This is a genomic window from Nereida sp. NH-UV-3 (assembly GCF_042939535.1).
Lineage (GTDB): Bacteria > Pseudomonadota > Alphaproteobacteria > Rhodobacterales > Rhodobacteraceae > Nereida > Nereida ignava.
Genome location: NZ_CP132157.1, coordinates 799,871 through 818,006 on the forward strand (window position 1 = coordinate 799,871; position 18,136 = coordinate 818,006).

General features: G+C 54.2%; 19 protein-coding genes and 1 tRNA gene. 11 read left to right on the plus strand and 9 right to left on the minus strand.

What is annotated here, in order from left to right; all coding sequences use genetic code 11:
- Positions 1-3: 3 nt before the first annotated feature.
- Positions 4-1,434, minus strand: coding sequence for a Glu/Leu/Phe/Val dehydrogenase (locus NeNHUV3_RS03860; protein ID WP_391482611.1), 1,431 nt, complete (start codon positions 1,432-1,434; stop codon positions 4-6).
- Between the two features lie 246 nt (positions 1,435-1,680).
- Here NeNHUV3_RS03860 and NeNHUV3_RS03865 point away from each other — a divergent pair, with 246 nt between their 5' ends.
- The 3 genes from NeNHUV3_RS03865 to NeNHUV3_RS03875 are packed head-to-tail and all read left to right on the plus strand — an operon-like array spanning position 1,681 to position 4,715.
- Positions 1,681-3,597, plus strand: a complete 1,917-nt coding sequence (locus NeNHUV3_RS03865) for a hypothetical protein (protein WP_391482612.1) — start codon at positions 1,681-1,683, stop codon at positions 3,595-3,597.
- Positions 3,598-4,134 (plus strand): TadE/TadG family type IV pilus assembly protein, encoded by a 537-nt coding sequence (locus NeNHUV3_RS03870; protein WP_391482614.1) that lies wholly within the window; start codon positions 3,598-3,600, stop codon positions 4,132-4,134.
- Positions 4,134-4,715 (plus strand): TadE/TadG family type IV pilus assembly protein, encoded by a 582-nt coding sequence (locus NeNHUV3_RS03875; protein ID WP_391482615.1) that lies wholly within the window; start codon positions 4,134-4,136, stop codon positions 4,713-4,715. Before NeNHUV3_RS03870 ends, NeNHUV3_RS03875 begins: the two co-directional genes overlap by 1 nt.
- Positions 4,716-4,725: 10 nt before the next feature.
- Here NeNHUV3_RS03875 and NeNHUV3_RS03880 read toward each other — a convergent pair whose 3' ends face one another.
- Positions 4,726-5,241 (minus strand): hypothetical protein, encoded by a 516-nt coding sequence (locus tag NeNHUV3_RS03880; protein ID WP_048597798.1) that lies wholly within the window; start codon positions 5,239-5,241, stop codon positions 4,726-4,728.
- Between the two features lie 171 nt (positions 5,242-5,412).
- Here NeNHUV3_RS03880 and NeNHUV3_RS03885 point away from each other — a divergent pair, with 171 nt between their 5' ends.
- The 7 genes from NeNHUV3_RS03885 to NeNHUV3_RS03915 all read left to right on the plus strand — a co-directional run bounded on the left by NeNHUV3_RS03885 (position 5,413) and on the right by NeNHUV3_RS03915 (position 12,310).
- Positions 5,413-6,324, plus strand: coding sequence for a pirin family protein (locus tag NeNHUV3_RS03885; protein WP_391482617.1), 912 nt, complete (start codon positions 5,413-5,415; stop codon positions 6,322-6,324).
- A gap of 95 nt (positions 6,325-6,419) precedes the next feature.
- Positions 6,420-6,719 (plus strand): hypothetical protein, encoded by a 300-nt coding sequence (locus tag NeNHUV3_RS03890; protein ID WP_391482618.1) that lies wholly within the window; start codon positions 6,420-6,422, stop codon positions 6,717-6,719.
- Positions 6,720-6,874: 155 nt separating this feature from the next.
- The gene (locus NeNHUV3_RS03895; protein ID WP_391482620.1) at positions 6,875-8,170 is read left to right on the plus strand and encodes a homoserine dehydrogenase; all 1,296 of its coding nucleotides are present in this window, start codon (positions 6,875-6,877) and stop codon (positions 8,168-8,170) included.
- A gap of 38 nt (positions 8,171-8,208) precedes the next feature.
- A complete protein-coding gene (gene glpX / locus NeNHUV3_RS03900) occupies positions 8,209-9,171 on the plus strand; it encodes a class II fructose-bisphosphatase (protein WP_048597794.1) in 963 nt (320 codons plus the stop codon).
- A 6-nt stretch (positions 9,172-9,177) separates the two neighbouring features.
- Positions 9,178-10,944, plus strand: a complete 1,767-nt coding sequence (recJ, locus tag NeNHUV3_RS03905; protein ID WP_391482622.1) for a single-stranded-DNA-specific exonuclease RecJ — start codon at positions 9,178-9,180, stop codon at positions 10,942-10,944.
- Positions 10,945-11,037: 93 nt separating this feature from the next.
- Positions 11,038-11,112, plus strand: a tRNA-Glu gene (locus NeNHUV3_RS03910).
- Positions 11,113-11,290: 178 nt separating this feature from the next.
- The gene (locus NeNHUV3_RS03915; protein WP_391482624.1) at positions 11,291-12,310 is read left to right on the plus strand and encodes an extracellular solute-binding protein; all 1,020 of its coding nucleotides are present in this window, start codon (positions 11,291-11,293) and stop codon (positions 12,308-12,310) included.
- A gap of 39 nt (positions 12,311-12,349) precedes the next feature.
- Here NeNHUV3_RS03915 and NeNHUV3_RS03920 read toward each other — a convergent pair whose 3' ends face one another.
- From NeNHUV3_RS03920 to NeNHUV3_RS03935, 4 genes are all read right to left on the minus strand, one after another.
- Positions 12,350-13,417 carry a diguanylate cyclase gene (locus tag NeNHUV3_RS03920; RefSeq protein ID WP_391482626.1) on the minus strand — a complete coding sequence of 356 codons (1,068 nt, stop codon included), beginning with the start codon at positions 13,415-13,417 and terminating at the stop codon, positions 12,350-12,352.
- The gene (locus tag NeNHUV3_RS03925) at positions 13,383-14,000 is read right to left on the minus strand and encodes a heme NO-binding domain-containing protein (RefSeq protein WP_391482627.1); all 618 of its coding nucleotides are present in this window, start codon (positions 13,998-14,000) and stop codon (positions 13,383-13,385) included. The genes NeNHUV3_RS03920 and NeNHUV3_RS03925 overlap by 35 nt, the downstream gene beginning before the upstream one ends.
- Before the next feature lie 130 nt (positions 14,001-14,130).
- On the minus strand, positions 14,131-14,820 hold the full coding sequence (locus NeNHUV3_RS03930; protein WP_391482629.1) for an HAD family hydrolase: 690 nt from the start codon (positions 14,818-14,820) through the stop codon (positions 14,131-14,133).
- A gap of 17 nt (positions 14,821-14,837) precedes the next feature.
- Positions 14,838-15,119 carry a DUF3572 domain-containing protein gene (locus NeNHUV3_RS03935; protein ID WP_391482630.1) on the minus strand — a complete coding sequence of 94 codons (282 nt, stop codon included), beginning with the start codon at positions 15,117-15,119 and terminating at the stop codon, positions 14,838-14,840.
- Between the two features lie 95 nt (positions 15,120-15,214).
- Here NeNHUV3_RS03935 and NeNHUV3_RS03940 point away from each other — a divergent pair, with 95 nt between their 5' ends.
- Positions 15,215-16,597: a diguanylate cyclase gene (locus NeNHUV3_RS03940; protein ID WP_391482632.1), complete on the plus strand. Its 1,383-nt coding sequence runs from the start codon at positions 15,215-15,217 to the stop codon at positions 16,595-16,597.
- On the opposite strand, the gene NeNHUV3_RS03945 is transcribed toward NeNHUV3_RS03940, so the two are convergent.
- Genes NeNHUV3_RS03945 through NeNHUV3_RS03955 form a run of 3 tightly spaced genes read right to left on the minus strand, consistent with a single transcriptional unit; the run spans position 16,586 to position 18,094 of the window.
- Positions 16,586-17,095 (minus strand): periplasmic heavy metal sensor, encoded by a 510-nt coding sequence (locus NeNHUV3_RS03945; protein WP_391482634.1) that lies wholly within the window; start codon positions 17,093-17,095, stop codon positions 16,586-16,588. The two genes, NeNHUV3_RS03940 and NeNHUV3_RS03945, sit on opposite strands and share 12 nt — an antisense overlap.
- Positions 17,092-17,499: a hypothetical protein gene (locus NeNHUV3_RS03950; protein WP_391482635.1), complete on the minus strand. Its 408-nt coding sequence runs from the start codon at positions 17,497-17,499 to the stop codon at positions 17,092-17,094. The genes NeNHUV3_RS03945 and NeNHUV3_RS03950 overlap by 4 nt, the downstream gene beginning before the upstream one ends.
- A complete protein-coding gene (locus tag NeNHUV3_RS03955; RefSeq protein WP_391482636.1) occupies positions 17,492-18,094 on the minus strand; it encodes a sigma-70 family RNA polymerase sigma factor in 603 nt (200 codons plus the stop codon). The genes NeNHUV3_RS03950 and NeNHUV3_RS03955 overlap by 8 nt, the downstream gene beginning before the upstream one ends.
- Positions 18,095-18,136 lie beyond the last annotated feature (42 nt).

The window sequence follows — 18,136 nt, forward strand, 5'->3', positions numbered from 1 at the left end:
ATCCTAAAGGCCCTTGGCGCGGTAAGACTGTGCCACTTTATCGATGGAAACCAGATATGCAGCGGTGCGCAGATCGGGCACATCATCGCGGCCGTGCCAGACGTCACGCATCGCCTGATAAGCAATCCGCATTGTGTCATCCAACCCCGAACGCACTAATTCCAACTCATCCGCACCGCGCAAATACCGCTCTTTGAAGTCCGGACTAAGCTGCCAGCCGACACCGCTATCGGCGCTGAGGCGCTCTAACTCATCCACAATCAATTGGTGACGGGATTCTTCTTGGCGGCGCTGCATCCGCCCAAAGCGGATATGCGACAGGTTTTTGACCCATTCAAAATACGAAACTGTCACACCGCCCGCGTTTGCATACATGTCGGGAATAATCACACAGCCTTTAGCCGCAAGAATATCATTCGCACCCGCCGTCACCGGACCGTTAGCAGCCTCAATAATAAGTGGCGCCTGCACACGTTCCGCATTAGATTTGTTAATCACACCTTCCAAGGCAGCTGGAATAAGAATATCGCAGTCCCGCTCAAGCACTTCAGCACCGTTTTTAATGTACTCACCTGCTTCAAACTGCGCCACGCCTCCGGTCTCCGCCACGCAAGTACGAAGGGCCTCAACGTCAATTCCGTTTGTGTCAACGATAGCACCGTCACGCTCAATGACGCCGACGATCAACGCACCATCTTCCTCAGCCAAAAACTTGGCCGCGTGGTAGCCGACGTTGCCCAGCCCCTGCACAATGACCCGTTTACCTTTCAGTGACCCACTGAGCCCTGCGGCTTTCATACCCCGCTCATCGCGGAAAAATTCGCGCAGCGCATATTGCACACCACGTCCCGTCGCCTCAACACGGCCAGCAATGCCGCCGGCGTGGGTTGGCTTGCCTGTCACGCAGGCCTTGGCATTGATGTCAGTTGTATTCATGCGCGCGTATTGATCTGCGATCCACGCCATTTCACGCTCGCCCGTGCCCATGTCCGGCGCGGGCACGTTCTGGGACGGGTTTATCAGATCACGCTTGATTAACTCATATGCAAAACGGCGGGTGATAGCCTCCATTTCATGGGCATCATAGGCGCGCGGATCAACACATAGCCCGCCCTTTGAGCCCCCAAAAGGTGCCTCAACCAACGCGCATTTATACGTCATCAACGCGGCAAGCGCTTCGACCTCGTCTTGGTTCACGCCCAGCGAAAAACGAATGCCGCCCTTTACCGGCTCCATATGCTCGGAATGGACGCTGCGATACCCAGTGAACGTCTTGATTTCACCGCGCAAACGCACACCGAAACGAACTGTATAAGTTGCGTTACATACCCTGATTTTCTCTTCCAACCCCGGGGACAGATCCATCAATCCCACCGCACGGTTAAACATTAAATCGACACTCTCGCGAAAGCTTGGTTCAGTTTGGTTAGACATCTTTACAGTTCCCTAAATCGCATCGTTCGCACCGTGGCACAGATGCGGTTATACGCAAGTTAATTTGCTCATTATTTAGGCGGTTTAAAAACTTATTGGGATATGCGCTTCATCACAATTTAGGCAAAAGCACATCTGCGGCACATCATTTTGCCATAATTGAAACCAAATCTTTCTGCATGAACGCTTCGTAACCGGCCGTACTGCGTAGATTCGTATGCGGCGATTTTAGCGTTGTGAGTAACCATGAGAGTGCACCGCCTTTTCAAAAATGCGCTTGGGCTGCGCAAATGTCGTGCTTTTGCGCGCGACGAAAGCGGTGCTTTGATCATCTTCACACTCTATATTTTGATGGCGATGATCATGATTGGCGGCCTTGCCGTCGACATCATGATGGCTGAAGAACGCCGCGCACGTATTCAGTTTACAATTGATGGCGCAACTCTGTCGGCGGCGGATTTGCAACAAACGCTTGAAGCTTGTGACATCATGGAGGGGCAATTTCGCTCAGCGGGCTTTGCCAACGTCCACGTGAACCACACCCGCAACGGCGCACAATATGAAAGCTGCGGTGTGGCGGAGCCGGATGCAGATATCGCTGTAGATGTCGCATCAGTTGAAGGCATCGGATACCGCCGCGTTGAAGCCGAAGCATCAATCCGCGTGCCAACGCTTTTCATGCATTGGGTCGGCGTCGACTACATGGACCTACCCGTTTCAGGTGCTGCGGAAGAGCGGATCACCGATATTGAAATTTCTCTTGTGGTGGACGTGTCAGGTTCCATGGGGAACCCGTCTACATCCGGTGAGACCAAAATATTCGAGCTGCGCAAGGCTGCTAAAGAATTCTTCACCGCGGTGGTGAAAAACGATCCCGATGACGACTCGGCTATTACATCTGTTTCTATCGTGCCTTACTATCACACTGTTCACGTGGGCGAGGATCTGCTGGATCAACTCAATGCAAATGGCGGCACAGTTGCCGTGCAAAACCCGATCAGCAATCCCCCGGGGTTGACGTCAGTCCAAAGCGAACAGCAATTCAGCAGCTGCATTGAGTTCACGCCAAACGACTTCAAATCCACCGCCATAACACCCAGCCAAAAGCTGACCCGAAAAGCGCATTTCGCCTATGGCAGCAGCAGTACACGCTTTCCCAATTATCTTCAGTTCGAGTGTCAGGAAGACCGCTTTGATACGCGCTATGCCGCAAACTCGCGCCCACACATCATGGTGCACCGTACGGAAAAATCGCAGCTGGACGCGCATATCGACACCTTAACAGCAAGCGGCAACACAGCGATTGATGTAGGGATGAAGTGGGGAGTGGCTCTGCTTGATCCGGCAATTCAACCCGCCGTCAAAACACTTGCTGATGACACCACAATTCCTGTGCCTTCACGGGTCAACGACAGACCCGCGAATTACTGGGTGCCATCTGTAAGTGCGAACCCACAGGATGAAACTCTCAAAGTAATCGTTCTGATGACTGACGGTGTGAATACCACCCAATACGGGCAAACTACGGAAAATCAGTATCCCTACATCAACTTCAAAAACAGCCCAGCACCGGTTTGGCGCTTCAAAAACTGGTCCACACATGAAGGTAAGCGGCACGATCGCTGGAGCGTGAACCGCAATATGGAATGGTATGATCAATATCTGATCTACGTCCCCGGCAACAGCTGGTCCAACCGCTGGTACCGCCCCGGAGACCCTAACACGTCTTGGGATGATCAATGGTACAGCACCAGCGAAATCCCATGGGACGGCATCGCGCAGATGGACTGGGTTGATCTTCTTGATGATTTTCACGTGGATTACATGGCCGAATTCTTCTGGGACGAAGCTGAACGGTACTATGACAGCTACTACGGGTGGAGCACCCGCGAAGATCCTATGGAGGACAAGCTAAAGGCCTCCATGATTACCCAAACAAATTGGTGGCAAGCGAATACAAACTTGTCCGAAATCTGTGCCGCAGCGCGCGCGAAAGGTATCCTAATTTACGCGATCGGTTTTGAAGTAAACACTGGGGAAGGCCCCATGCGTGACTGCGCAACGGAAGGGGATGCCTATTACTTTGACGTTTCAGGACGCGAGATCAGCACCGCTTTCGCAGCCATCGCAAACCACATCAACCAATTGCGCTTGGTGCAGTAGATGCTGGGCCGCCGCGCATTTAGCCGCATCATCCAATTTTGGCGCGCCGAGGACGGCGTGTCTTCCATTGAGTTCGTGATCCTCTATCCTTTGTTCTACTGGATTTTGTTCATGGGCGTTGAACTTGGTGTGATGCAAGCACGTCAAGCAATGTTGGAAATGGCGCTTGACCGAACAGTGCGCCACGTGCGCCTCAACACGATTGCACCCCCCTCCTATCAAGATTTGCGGGATGTCATGTGTGCCGAGGCAACCTTCCTAAATAATTGCTCGAACAGCCTTAAGCTTGAAATGGTACGCCGCGACCCGCGCGTGGGCGTGACCCTGAACGCGCCACAATGCCATGATAAACCAAGTGCCGTGAACCCAGCCGGACCATTTTCACCGGGCGGACAGAATGAATTAATGTTCCTGCGGGTTTGCGTGCTGCAGCCACCATTACTGCCAACCATCGGCCTAAACCCATATCTGCCCACAACCGAAACCGGTGAATACCGTCTTGTTGCCATCACTTCGTATGTGACGGAGCCCGCGTGATGCGCCGTTTCCATCCCCCTTCCTTAAGCCGTTTCGCTGCCCGCCTCAAAGCCTTCTGCGATGACACAGGAGGCACTCTTGCCATTGAAACCGTGCTGGTTTTTCCGCTTTTATTTTGGAGTTTTATGGCGATGGCCACATTCTTTGAGGCATTCCGGACAAACGCACAAACCACCAAGGCAAGCTACGTTGTGGCCGATGTGATCAGCCGCGAACTAGGCACCATTACCCCGACCTTCATGACCAGCATGAAACAAACCGCGCAGTATATGACACCTGCAGCGCAAGGGACCTCAATCAGCATCACCATGGTGGTTCCGACTGGCAAAACGGACAAGCCCTACAAAACCGCGTGGTCACAGGCCCGCGGCCCCGATCTTAGCAGTTATAGCCATGACAGCATCAACGTTTTGAAAGAAGACATGCCGCCAATCGCAGCAGGGGATCAGATTGTTATGGTTGAGACTGTCTCTCGATTTAGCCTGTCGTGGGGCCGGTTCTTTGAAAACAACCTATACCTCAAAGCGCGCACATTTGCCCGATCACGCGCGCCTAACCCACCAACATACACCGCGTCTTAAACCCAGCAGCTTAGCCGCGCGGCAAATTTCCGGCATCGCGCGCAGCAATTAACATGGACAGGCTCTCTGCCATAAACTTGGCTTCTCCGGCTGGCGTCACCCCACCTACCCCAAGCATTTTGGATGTCGCCCACCAAATACCAGGGCACCATCCTTTAAGGCCCGCCGTCTTGCGACGCACCATGAAACCGTTTGACGGCTTAAACGCAAAGACGCCGCGGTCAACGCCCACAATATCATCCAGTGGTGCAAGAACGCGGCCTGTCGTATCGCGCAGTCCCTCAACCGTCAGTTCAACCGCGATGAGTGTCGAGCGCCACATGATCGTTGCCGCCGCCAACACACCTGCTCCACCAAGGACCAAAAACAAACGGTAGCCCAAACCTGTCTCGGCGCGGGTAAAGCCCAACAGCACCAACAAAGCGCCTAACGCCAGCAATGTGCCACAACCAAAAAAGCGACGACCGGCGCTGGCACGAACACGTGCAATCACACCATCTGCGGGGATATCAAAAGGAAATTCCATGCGACCTGATACCCCCCCAGTGCGCCAAGGGAAAGAGCACATCGCATATGTGCATTTACGCACTGCAAATCTGCGAAACACGGCAATTGTGTGCGCCTCTGTTACGGCGTAAATTCTGCTCAACATGTGGGAAGCACCCCATGTCGATCCTACGATCTGGAGGCTAAAAATATGTCGATCCGTCCTGTTCTAGAAACCCGCCCGGCCGTTCCAACCATGGAAGGTGCCGGCGTTCACCTGCACCGTGCATTTGGCTTTCAAGACCCGTCAGAGCTTGATCCATTTTTGCTGTTTGACGATTTTCGCAACGATCTTCCGGCGCATTTTGAAAAGGGTTTCCCATGGCACCCGCACCGCGGCATCGAAACCATTACGTATGTGCTGAACGGCACCGTGGATCACGGTGACAGCCTTGGCAACACGGGCACCTTGGGCGCGGGTGACGTGCAGTGGATGACTGCTGGTCGCGGGATCATGCACCAAGAAATGCCACACGGAAACGCCGCAGGCCAAATGCACGGCTTTCAGCTTTGGGGTAACTTACCTTCATCACAAAAGATGGTCGCACCGCGCTACCAAGACGTAACCGCCAAGGATATTCCAGTGGTAACGGACGATGATGGAACTCAGGTCAAAATCATTGTCGGTAACTTCTGGGGGAAAACCGGTCCGGTTGATGGCATCGCCGCAGACCCGCAGTATTTGGATATCTTCGTGCCTGCTGGCGTGAAGAAGACCTTTAAGATTGACACCTACCGTCGCGCGTTTGCCTACGTCTTTGAGGGTGAAGGCGCGTTTGCAGATGCCTCTGCCCCATCTGGCGTTTTGCTCGAAAAAGAAGTCATGGGCGAGGAAGTCAACATCCGCGACATGTCCGGTGATCGCACGTTGATCCGGTTTGGCACAGGCGATGAAGTGACAGTTCAGGCCGGCGAGCAAGGTGTCCGCTTCTTACTGATTTCTGGCGCGCCAATTGAAGAGCCCGTCGCGTGGCACGGCCCGATCGTGATGAACACCGAAGATGAATTGCGCCAAGCCGTGCGTGAGTTGCGCAACGGCACATTCATCAAACCCGCGCACTAAAATAAACGATCCAAGCGCGCCGTAACCCCTGCTGTTTTTTCCAGCAACCACGCGGCGCGCTTGTACAGGTATGCGTTTTTCGATCTAACGGACGCATGTTTCGCACCACCACACTCGCCTTCGCAACAGCCGCCCTAAGCATGATTGCAGGCTGCACAGATATTCCGCAATTGGAACAATCGGTCTCGGCGCGCGCCCAAGCCGCCCCCTACCCCGCGCTGATCTCTCTCGAAGGTCTCATCGCCTCCGCAACAGACGATGAGACCGGTAAAGCCGCAGTTGACAACCTTGCCCTGCGGTCATCGTCTCTGCGCGCCAAAGCAGCACGGCTTAGCGGCGAAGTAATTACTCCGGATGACCAGTCCCGCCTTACGGGCGGCACCGCCAGCAACTAAGCGAAAACAAAGCCCCAAACGACCGGACAAAACTGCGTTAGCGCAAACCACGGCTCCTGTCTGCTTTGGCGCGTTGCAAGCCAGTTGCGCCTGCGATAACAGGGACGAAAATGTTCACTAATCAGCGCATTCGCGATGCGCGCGGAGATCTCATAATGACAACGACCCTCCCCCCACTTCGTCTCGGAATTGCCGGCTTGGGAACGGTTGGCATTGGTGTTGTGAAAATCATCCAACAGCATGCGGATTTGCTTGCCGCTCGCAGTGGTCGAGCGGTGCAAATTACTGCTGTTTCCGCACGCTCAAAAGGTAAAGACCGCGGCGCGCCTCTTGATGGCTATGCGTGGGAAGACGATCCTGTTGCTTTGGCAAAACGTGATGATGTCGATGTGTTTGTCGAAGTCATGGGCGGCTCAGAAGGCCCCGCGAAAGATGCAACCGAGGCCGCAATTGCGGCTGGCAAAGACGTTGTCACCGCCAACAAGGCGCTTCTAGCTATTCACGGACAGTCACTTGCCTTAGCAGCAGAAACCGCAGGCCGTGTTATCCGTTTTGAAGCTGCAGTCGCAGGCGGTATTCCCGTTGTAAAATCACTAACCGAAGGTCTTGCAGGCAACGCAATGGGCCGCGTGATGGGCGTGATGAACGGCACATGCAACTATATCCTGACGCAAATGGAAGCCACCGGCCAAGGGTATGAGGCGCTTTTCGCCGAAGCTGACAAACTGGGCTACCTCGAGGCAGATCCGAACTTGGACGTGGGCGGCATCGATGCAGGTCATAAGCTTGCCCTGCTGGCATCCATTGCATTTGGGACGCAGGTAGATTTTGACGGTGTTGAGCTTGAAGGCATCCAACGCGTCAGCCTTGATGACATTACCCGCGCCGGTGAGATGGGCTTCAAGATCAAATTGCTTGGGGTCGCACAGATGTCTGACCGCGGCTTGGTCCAGCGGATGACACCTTGCTTGGTCCCAGCAACATCGCCGCTTGGCCAGCTTCAGGGCGGCACCAACATGGTGGTTCTGGAAGGCGACAGCGTTGAACAAATCGTGCTGCGCGGCCCGGGTGCGGGCGAAGGCCCTACCGCTAGTGCGGTTATGTCAGACGTGATGGATATTGCCCGCGGCATTCGCATAAGCACATTCGGTCAACCTGCAAAAACGCTGACAAGCGCGCCGCGTGCCCAAGCAAGCACTGTAGCGCCATATTATTTGCGCCTGCATCTGACAGACAAACCAGGTGCGCTGGCCAAAGTGGCCGCCGTCTTAGGTGATCATGGCATCAGCATCGATCGCATGCGCCAGATTGATCACGAAGGCACAAGTGCACCGGTTATCATAGTAACCCATGATACGACCCGCGCCGCCCTTGATGAAGCAATTGCAGCGTTTGGAACAACCGGTGTCGTCGATGATGCACCCGTCGCCCTGCGCATCGAAAACGTCTAACCCGCTACACGAATACTTCCTCTAAGAAAGCCACGAACATGACCGCACCCAAAGACTTTCACGACCGTATGCTGTCACTGGGCTTGGCCCGCGTTTCAGAACAAGCAGCCATCGCAAGCGCCGATTGGATCGGGCGTGGGGACGAAAAGGCAGCAGACCAAGCGGCTGTGAACGCAATGCGCGAACAACTCAACCGTCTCGAAATTGCGGGTGTTGTTGTGATCGGCGAAGGTGAGCGTGACGAAGCCCCGATGCTTTATATTGGTGAAGAAGTCGGCAGCGGCACAGGCCCCGGCGTGGACATCGCACTGGACCCGCTTGAAGGCACCACTTTGACTGCCAATGATATGCCAAACGCGTTGACTGTTATCGCCATGGGGCCACGCGGCTCGATGCTGCATGCGCCCGACACATATATGGATAAGCTAGCCATTGGCCCCGGTTACGCCACGGACACGGTTACTCTTGATATGACCACAAAAGAACGCGTTGCAGCTCTCTCCGCTGCTAAAGGCGGCGATGCACGCGACATTACGGTGTGCGTTCTGGCACGCCCCCGTCATGAGCAAGTCATTGAAGATATCCGCTCAACAGGTGCTGCAATTCGCCTGATCACAGACGGCGATGTGGCAGGTGTGATGCACTGCGCCGAACCTGCGTTGACTGGTATCGATATGTACATGGGCTCGGGCGGTGCACCAGAAGGTGTGCTTGCTGCATCTGCGCTGAAATGCATGGGCGGTCAAATGTATGGCCGTCTGCTTTTCCGCAACGCCGATGAGAAAGCGCGCGCTGCAAAAGCAGGTATCACTGACCTTGACCGCGTCTACACCCGCGATGAGATGGTCACCGATGACGTGATTTTTGCAGCAACTGGCGTGACCGACGGCTCAATTGTATCGGGCATCAAGCGTGAAGTTGGATACATCACCACTGAGACAATCCTCATGCGCTCCAAAACCGGATCCGTCCGGCGCATGACATATCGCAACCCTGTTTAAGTTGTGATGCTGGGGACCGGTGACACAGCCAAAAGCTTTTTAGGGGTCGAGGCATCTTTGTCGGTCCGCAAATGGGTAGGCCCAACCGCGGACATCGACAGGCACGCCTCCGCTATGGCCCAGCAAACCGGCCTGCCAGGCGTGTTATGCAATGTTCTGGTGCGTCAAGGCGTGACACCCGAAACTGCAGAAAGTTACCTTGCCCCACAACTGCGTGATTTGCTGCCAGACCCGCGCAGTTTGCGCGACATGGAAAAGGCTGCGCAGCGCTTTTTGCAGGCCATCAAAAACCGCGAACGCATTGCGGTTTTTGGGGACTACGATGTGGATGGCGGCGCGTCATCTGCTCTGCTTCTTGATTATTTACGCTCGGTCGGCCTTCGCGCGACCCTTTATATTCCGGACCGCATTGACGAAGGCTACGGCCCAAATGCACCGGCTATGGCAAGCCTTGCAGCGGATCATGATCTAATTATCTGCGTCGATTGCGGCACCCTGTCCCATGAGGCGTTAGCGGCTGCGACCGCAGCAGATGTGATCGTTCTTGATCACCACTTAGGCGGCGAAACTCTGCCCCCCGCATTGGCAGTCGTTAATCCTAACAGGCAGGATGAAACTGGCGATCTTGCACATTTATGCGCAGCGGCAGTGGTATTCTTGATGCTGGTCGAGGCCAACCGGCAAGCGCGCACCGAAGGTGGCGCAACGCCTGACCTGTTGGCCATGCTTGATCTTGTCGCCCTTGCAACTGTTGCAGACGTAGCGCCTTTGATTGGCGTCAACCGCGCGATAGTCCGCCAAGGCCTTACGGTGATGGGCAAGCGCGCGCGGGCAGGTTTGGTTGCGCTGTCTGACGTTGCAAAACTCGACACAGCGCCAAGCAGCTATCATTTGGGCTTTGTCATGGGGCCACGGGTGAATGCCGGCGGGCGCATTGGACAAGCCGACTTAGGCGCGCGCCTTTTGGCCACCGACAATCCACATGACGCCGCCGCAATGGCCGAGCGTCTTGATGTATTGAACACAGAACGCCGCGAGATTGAGGCAGCGGTCCGCGCCGCCGCGATTGAGCAGGTCGAAAGCCGTGATACCTCTGCGCCGCTCATCTGGGCAGCTGGCGACAACTGGCATCCTGGCGTCGTGGGAATTGTGGCCTCGCGCCTGAAGGAAACCTACAATAGGCCCGCGATCGTGATTGGTTTCGACGGAGATGATGGCAAAGGCTCTGGCCGAAGTGTGTCTGGTGTGGATCTTGGCGCGTCCATTCAAAAACTAGCTTCCGAGGGGCTTTTGAGTAAAGGCGGCGGTCACAAAATGGCAGCGGGCCTTAGCCTTACCCGAGATATGCTTGCGCCCGCGATGGAACGATTGTCTGACCTACTTGAAAAGCAAGGTGCGGGCACAGCGGGCCCTGCTGATCTAAAACTTGACGGCATGTTGATGCCTGCCGCGGCAACGGCTGAATTGATCGAACAGTTGGAAAATGCAGGGCCGTTTGGCGCCGGTGCCCGCGCACCACGTTTTGCGTTTCCCGATGTCGCAATCGGATTTGCCAAGCGCGTGGGCGAGACACACCTCAAGATCAATTTTGGCGACGGCATGGGCCAGCGGATTGACGCGATTTGCTTTGGCGCGATGGAAACAGACTTGGGCAAAACGCTGCTGGAACACGGCGGCAAACGGTTTCATTTGGCAGGTAGGCTTGAGCTAAACACATGGGGTGGACGGCGTTCTGTACAGCTGCGCCTTGAGGATGCAGCACTCGCGCAATAGCGCAGAAACAGTCATAAAAATTTTTGTGATTTTTTCGTAAAAAGCCACTTGCGCATCACCAGCAGTTTGCACTATTCACCCCTCACGCACAGTGGCCCGTTCGTCTATCGGTTAGGACGCCAGGTTTTCAACCTGGAAAGAGGGGTTCGATTCCCCTACGGGCTGCCATGCGGAACCTCTCCCCCAAACAGTATTATACCAGAAAAACCAGCGTAGTTTTCCGCGCTCGTTGGTGTTTTTGTGTACTCAGCTTTATTTCCGACTTTTTTTATAAGTTTTTACTTGCGCTGAATCGGTCTTCCGATGTATCTGATAAAAACAATCAGATATAAAAGGACCCTGACCAATGCCCGCTTTCGCGCTCCGCGCCGTACTTATTTCAGCTACCGCCCTTACGGCGGCTCCAGCTTTCGCAGATGGGGAACTGAACCTCTACTCCTCACGCCACTATGATACAGACGAACGTCTCTATACGGATTTCGAGGACCAAACCGGCATCACAATCAACCGTATCGAGGGTAAAGCAGACGAGTTGATCGCCCGCATGGAAGCCGAAGGCGCCAACTCACCGGCCGATATTCTGCTGACTGTTGATACATCTCGGCTTGAGCGCGCCAAAAATGCAGACATTTTGCAAAGCATCGATAGCGACGTGCTTGAAGCAAAAATCCCTGCCAACCTCCAAGACAGTGACAACGCATGGTTCGGCTTCTCACAGCGCGGGCGCATCTTTTTTTACGACAAAGCAAGTGTAGAAAACCCACCGCAAACCTACGCTGATTTGGCGGACCCCAAATACAAAGGGCTCGTTTGCATCCGCTCCTCGACCAACACGTATAATCAAACGCTACTCGCTTCGATCATCGAAAACGACGGCTCAGAAGCCGCCACCTCATGGGCAACAGGCGTGGTCGCCAACATGGCGCGTGACCCACAGGGCGGTGACACTGACCAAATTCGCGGTGTCGTTTCCGGTGAATGCGGGATTGCCGTTTCCAACACATACTACTTTGCGCGCGCAATCCGCCGTGATGTGAAAGGTGTCTCTGACAGCATCGACAACATTGGCTGGGTATTTCCGAACCAAGACGGGCGCGGGGCACATATGAACTTATCTGGTGCAGGCGTCGCCAAACATGCACCAAACAAAGACAACGCAGTCAAGTTCATGGAATATCTGGCTAGCGATCAAGCACAGGTCTATTTCTCCGCAGGCAACGATGAATACCCTGCCGTTAAGGGCACCGACCTTGCACCATCAGTAGCAAAGCTTGGTGATTTCAAAGCGGACGCTGTCGATCTTAGCAAAGTTGCAAAACAAATCCCCGCCGCGCAAAAAATATTTGCGAAAGTTGGTTGGGAATAGCGTTACTCAGGCACTAAGTACGATCAACATGCGGCGGTCCTAAGGGAGGCCGCCGTTCTTTTTTGTAACCCCGTCAATCAGACCCTCAAACTGAGTTACCCTGCCCCGTCCGGCACGCTTTGAGGCATAAAGCGCGTAATCCGCGTCGTTCATCATGCGTCCAATCTGCGGCACATTATACTGGGCAGAACACGTAAACCCGATACTCCCCGATATTGCGGCCGAGTTGGTATTAACTTTAATTGGGACCTCAATTGCAGTGATTAATCTTTCACAGAGTTTCTTAACTGCGTTGCCATCTGTCGTATCCATCATGACCGCGACAAACTCATCGCCGCCCGTGCGCGCAATGCAGTCTGAGCCGCGAAAATGTGACTGCATCACACCAGCTGCCGCTGACAGCACGGCGTCACCCGCCGCATGGCCGAGCCTGTCATTAACAGCTTTGAAGTAGTCAAGATCCATATGAATCAAAGTAAACTTCCGCGCAGCAGAAATGGCACTTTCCAAAACCTGAATAAGCGCACGGCGGTTATGTAGCCCGGTCAGCGGGTCCGTCTGCGCGTCGTGTTCTGCTGAAAGTTTAGCGTGCTGCAACCGGTCGTTTAGCTTGCGCGACTCGTTCATTGCGGCAGACTTTGCCTCAACAACATAGAGCATCTCAATTGTTGGATCATTCGGCGCAAAATCGCGGCTCGTCAGACCAAACCGCTGGACAGCATCCACAACGCCAATCCCAAATGACAGCGTCAAAACCGTGAGCCCTTCGCGGTGGTCAACCGCAACCACGCCTTTAAGGCGCGTGTAGGGTGGCTTTTTGAAACGCAGATGAACCGCAGATCCAACTGTAGCCAACAGCGCGCGACGACCCTGCATACTGGCCGGTTTGATCACCTCAAATACATCGTCGAACAATTCACCAACTAACGAGCCGTCACCTGAGATTTTGCTTAACGTAGCCCCTGCTTGGGTAATTACTCCGTCATCCGACACCACGATGTGCAGAGGTAAAAGCGTCTGGAGCAAGTTGACTGAAACAACATCAAACGAAGGGGACACCGCGACATTCATGTCAGGCCCCTCGCGCCAAATCAAAGCTGCGCCCATCGGCAAAGCCCGCGTCAAGCAAGCGCACATCAAGTGCGTCAAACCGTTCACCCAATGCACGCCTCTCAATCACTGCCAACGCACCATAATCATCCGCCATAGCGCGTAAGATACCCACAAAAACTGCGCCGAACCCCGGGATTGCGCCCCGTATTTGCAAGGTATAAGCGCCAGCTCCGCAGTCCCGAACACTCAGCATCGGCATTTCCAGATCAGCAACAGCAAGCCGCGCACGATCAGGCAACTCATCAAGCGAATGCAGAAAATCAACAAAATCGAACCCACCAAACCGAAGCAAGCGCCGCAGCGGTTCAGTCGTGGGATGACTAACCAGATGAGTTCCAAGGTCTTCAAGGACATCCTCAACATCACGGGCAAGCACCTTCGCGCAGCCCGTCAATATTTTCTCGGTCAACCCGTCATCATAATGCAACATTGCCTCGAATTCACTCACGGGCAGATTAGCATGACGCACAACATCCTGCCATGCGGACACGCCGTACGCGTTACGTATAAAACACTGAATTGACCGATTTATTAACCCGTGCATACCGCCTCCAGACTGCTGGCTACAGCTATGCATGGGCTAAGTTAACACGCCCTCAACACTTCAAATTGTCTTTATTTATAGAGCTAAAATCCAGTTTCCGTTCATCTGGCTTTAAAAGGTCTGAGCCACCCTAGGCACAGTCCACACGGAGCAATGAATAAATTCACTGGTCAGCCTCTATGCACTTTTCCAATACCAAAAGCAGATGCGAAATATCGGGCAATACAAAATCAGCAATCTGCTCCAAATCTTTGCGTGCCGCCAATCCGGTCAAAACACCACATGTCAAACAGCCAAGCGCGCGGCCCGCTGCAATGTCATGAGAACTATCACCAACCATCAAAACCTCGTCTGGCGTCAGGCCCACTTGTTGACAAAACGCCTGCAGTTGACCCGCTGACGGCTTTCCACCAAACCCGCTGTCTGATCCCGCAATAAATGCAAATTGCCCTTCAATATTAGCTGAATGCAAATGCGTGCGCGCCGGCATCTCAGCATCATTTGTAGCCACGCCCAACATAAGGCCCCGATCGCGCAATTTAGACAAAAACGGAGCCAAAGGCGTGACCTCTGCCTGAGGTGCTTCGCTTGCTGCCACATTCATAACCCAGATCAGGTCTTTCTTTGATCGATCCGGCACATGCGGTAACAGGGCGTCGGCAATGTCTTCTGGCGTTCCTGCAATCGCAACACTGGTCGGCAGAAACGCTTCAGCTTCAAAATTATAGCCAATGGCCTGCCCCAAGTCTGTGGCAATTTGTAAGTCACCTTTGGCAAGATCGGTCAAAAACGTCTTGGCCCAGACGGTCCAGGTTGCGTTGAAACCGAATAAAGTTCCATCTTTATCAAACACAATTCCGCGAATATGGCTTAGGTCCAATGCACTTGCCCCCCGCCCGGCAAGGCTGCACGCGCCTGCATTACTTGATCATACCTGACATCCGTTGCATCGCCAAAACGGATGACCCACGCATCATCCATTAATAGAAAATCCAAAACTGAACCTAAGAACTCAGGCTCCGATGCGCGGGTTCGCAAATCATCCGCACTAGCACCGCTCGCCCCCATAAAGACTGGCAGTAAATCCTCATCGCCAATCAGGAATGCCAAAGCCTTAAGCCCTAGCGTTTCGGCGGCGTCTTGCGAAATCATGAAGCAATCCTTTAAAAGTTTACTACAAATAATGGTTTGTTAACGTTTTTAGCGTTCAAAGAGTTAACCGTATTAACCTTAGTGATCGCCCCGCTATGACTGAACGCATTCTCATCATTGATCAAGTTGCCACAAACCGTATCGTTCTGAAAGTGCGGCTCGCGCGGGCAAACTATGATGTGATGCTTGCGGAGAATGGACACGACGCTCTGCGCATTCTGCGCAAACAGGGTGCCGATCTGGTGATCTGTGCTCCTGACTGCGGCGATATGACCGCTCAAAAGCTTTGCCAGCATATCAATTCAGACCACGCGCTAGCCAGCGTGCCGGTACTTATTCTAGCAGCCGAGGGCGATGGTTCTATTGTCACAGATGTTCTGCGCGCAGGCGCCGAAGATGTCCTTTTCCGTCCTGTTGCCGATCAGCATCTGTTGGCACGCATCCGCCGCGTCATGCGGGCAAGAACCACACGCGAGGAAGCACGCCTACGCGAAGATACGGACCGCGTTTTAGGGTTTGCAGAACCCATCAGCACTTTTGAACGCCGCATCAACCTAACTATTCTGTCACCTGATACGCAGGCTTTATGCCATACCAAACAACAGCTTAAAGGTAGCAACCAATTCAATACGCAGACATTTATGTGGAATGATTTCGATTCTGAGCATGAAAGCGTTGCGGCTTCTGACATCTTTTTAGTAACGCCACCACAGTTGGGTGCAGGCTGCGATCTTTCGGTCATTACGGACCTACGTAGCCGCAGCAGCACACGTCACGCGGCGATCGTACTGGTTTTGCCGATGCACCAAGATGCCATCGTAAGCTTCGCGCTGGATCTGGGTGCGGATGATGTGGTCAGCCAAAACTGCAGCCAAGAAGAATTAGCCCTGCGCCTTGGCCGGCAAGGTCGCCGCGCACAAGCGGGTGCCTACCTGCGCAACCGCGTGGCCGATGGGTTGCGTGCGGCTGTGAGTGATCCACTAACCGGCCTTTATAATCGCCGCTACGCCATTCCCCACCTTGAACGAATGCAAGAAACAGCACTGGCAACGAACAAACCATTTACCCTCATGCTGCTGGACCTCGATCACTTCAAACTGGTGAACGATACATTTGGGCATTCTGTCGGCGATGCGGTTCTTATCGAGGTGGCAAATCGGCTAAGGGACAATTTGCGCGCCATTGATCTGGTTGCTCGCATCGGTGGTGAAGAGTTTTTGGTCGCAATGCCCGCCACAGACCTTGATGAGGGGCGCGCGGCGGCCAACCGGCTAAGGCGGATTATTTTTGACACCCGCATCGAGTGCGCCGCAGATCACACCCCTCTCAAAATCAGCGTCAGCATTGGCATGGTTTTGGGCGGCCTCAGTGCGACTGAGCCAGATGTGCATATGTTGATCGCCCAAGCGGATCGCGGGATGTATTTATCAAAGCAAGGCGGTCGCAACAAAGTCACAGTCCAGCGATCAGCGGCCTAAACCACTTTTGGCCCCAAAACCGCGCTCACGGTCCCGACGCAGATTTTCGACCAATTCATCGCGTTCTGCATCACTCATCGCCGTAATTTTCTCGATCAACAAGTCACCGCCAAGTTGACCGCGTGCATTTTGGCTCGCCCGCCCTATTGCAATCAACTTACTCAACCGCGCAGCGTCGAATGGTTGCGCAGATAAAGCGCTTATCCATGCGTCCATTTGCGCAGCCGGCGTGCCAAAACTGGCGCGGTTATCATCGCGCAATTGTCGCATGGCCTGCCCAAGCGCGCGTCGATCCTCGCGTGGCAATGCCCGCACAACCTGACCCACAGGCCCCATACGCGCAGCAGACTTTGCCCCATCAAGCCGCCCATGAGCGCCACGCTCACCACCAAGAACAGTACCAACAACGATCCCTAAAATTGCGATGTTTCCAGCCAGAGATACGAAAAAAGCAACACGCCATTTATGGCTCACTCGTTTTTTCATTTGCTCAGTCATCCTTCTGCCCCTTCAAACGCGTCAAATCCAAACCAATCGCCCTCAAGCCCGACCAGCAACACCTCGTCACTGGCCACTAAACCAAGATCTTCCAGTGACGCCATGGCAACATCCGGTGGGTTAAACCCGATCATGACGCCAATCGCCAAGACTGCCGTTAAGCCACCCAGCGCACGCCATCCACCCATCTCCTGCCACAGGTTTTGTAGTGTGTTTTTGAGCGATGCGCCTTTGGCGTTTTGTTTGGAAGAAGCAACCAAAGCGCCGTCATGCACCTCAACCGCATCCTCAGTCAGTCGCGCCCAAAAAGCCTCTGTCGGTGCGATCTCCACATCTGATGCAGCCTCAAACAAGCTGTCCAGCTGCACGGCATCTAGGGGCTTAGATCTCAATTTATCAGTCATCAGTAAATCCTAACGCGTCCTTTTGAGGCGCCAACACGGCCGCCAATTGTCTTTTCCCGCGGGCGATCAAACTTTCCACAGCTTCAACTTTGCACTCCATGATTTCGGCAATCTCTGGATTAGTTAAATTACTCAGGTGTCTTAGGGCCACAGCTTGGGCTTGGCGTTCAGGCAGTTGTGCAATGCCGTCTCGAAGTGCTGCTGCCCGCGCCCGCGCTTGCAGCGCATCTACCGCGGATGGATCATCACTCACTAATTCAGCAACCGCGTCGGCAGGTATAAAGTCTCGCCGCGCGCGCAACCGATCCGTGCATAAATTAGACGCCACCCGGTAGAGCCACGTTGAGATTTTAGCCCGACCGTACTCCCACTTGGGCGCGTGGCGCCACAACCGCAACATCGCGTCTTGTGTCACATCTTCCGCCGCACCTTGCTCGCCCAGCATCCGCATAGCCAACGCATAAATCATGGGCGTTACCGCCCGCGTCAAAGCCGCCGCTGCATGGACGTCTCCCGCAACATAAGCCGCGAGAAGTGAAGCGTTTGGATCATGTTCATGCATGATCTCTGGCGTATGTTTCGGAAGCGCTGTCATCTGATATCACCGTGACGCAGACGCGGGCCTGCAACAAGACCG

Coding starts and splice junctions, on each gene's coding strand:
- NeNHUV3_RS03860 (WP_391482611.1), bottom strand. CDS start 1,434: ATGTCTAACCAAACTGAACCAAGCTTTCGCGAGAGTGTCGATTTAATG.
- NeNHUV3_RS03865 (WP_391482612.1), top strand. CDS start 1,681: ATGAGAGTGCACCGCCTTTTCAAAAATGCGCTTGGGCTGCGCAAATGT.
- NeNHUV3_RS03870 (WP_391482614.1), top strand. CDS start 3,598: ATGCTGGGCCGCCGCGCATTTAGCCGCATCATCCAATTTTGGCGCGCC.
- NeNHUV3_RS03875 (WP_391482615.1), top strand. CDS start 4,134: ATGCGCCGTTTCCATCCCCCTTCCTTAAGCCGTTTCGCTGCCCGCCTC.
- NeNHUV3_RS03880 (WP_048597798.1), bottom strand. CDS start 5,241: ATGGAATTTCCTTTTGATATCCCCGCAGATGGTGTGATTGCACGTGTT.
- NeNHUV3_RS03885 (WP_391482617.1), top strand. CDS start 5,413: ATGTCGATCCGTCCTGTTCTAGAAACCCGCCCGGCCGTTCCAACCATG.
- NeNHUV3_RS03890 (WP_391482618.1), top strand. CDS start 6,420: ATGTTTCGCACCACCACACTCGCCTTCGCAACAGCCGCCCTAAGCATG.
- NeNHUV3_RS03895 (WP_391482620.1), top strand. CDS start 6,875: ATGACAACGACCCTCCCCCCACTTCGTCTCGGAATTGCCGGCTTGGGA.
- glpX (WP_048597794.1), top strand. CDS start 8,209: ATGACCGCACCCAAAGACTTTCACGACCGTATGCTGTCACTGGGCTTG.
- recJ (WP_391482622.1), top strand. CDS start 9,178: ATGCTGGGGACCGGTGACACAGCCAAAAGCTTTTTAGGGGTCGAGGCA.
- NeNHUV3_RS03915 (WP_391482624.1), top strand. CDS start 11,291: ATGCCCGCTTTCGCGCTCCGCGCCGTACTTATTTCAGCTACCGCCCTT.
- NeNHUV3_RS03920 (WP_391482626.1), bottom strand. CDS start 13,417: ATGGGCGCAGCTTTGATTTGGCGCGAGGGGCCTGACATGAATGTCGCG.
- NeNHUV3_RS03925 (WP_391482627.1), bottom strand. CDS start 14,000: ATGCATAGCTGTAGCCAGCAGTCTGGAGGCGGTATGCACGGGTTAATA.
- NeNHUV3_RS03935 (WP_391482630.1), bottom strand. CDS start 15,119: ATGATTTCGCAAGACGCCGCCGAAACGCTAGGGCTTAAGGCTTTGGCA.
- NeNHUV3_RS03940 (WP_391482632.1), top strand. CDS start 15,215: ATGACTGAACGCATTCTCATCATTGATCAAGTTGCCACAAACCGTATC.
- NeNHUV3_RS03945 (WP_391482634.1), bottom strand. CDS start 17,095: ATGACTGAGCAAATGAAAAAACGAGTGAGCCATAAATGGCGTGTTGCT.
- NeNHUV3_RS03950 (WP_391482635.1), bottom strand. CDS start 17,499: ATGACTGATAAATTGAGATCTAAGCCCCTAGATGCCGTGCAGCTGGAC.
- NeNHUV3_RS03955 (WP_391482636.1), bottom strand. CDS start 18,094: ATGACAGCGCTTCCGAAACATACGCCAGAGATCATGCATGAACATGAT.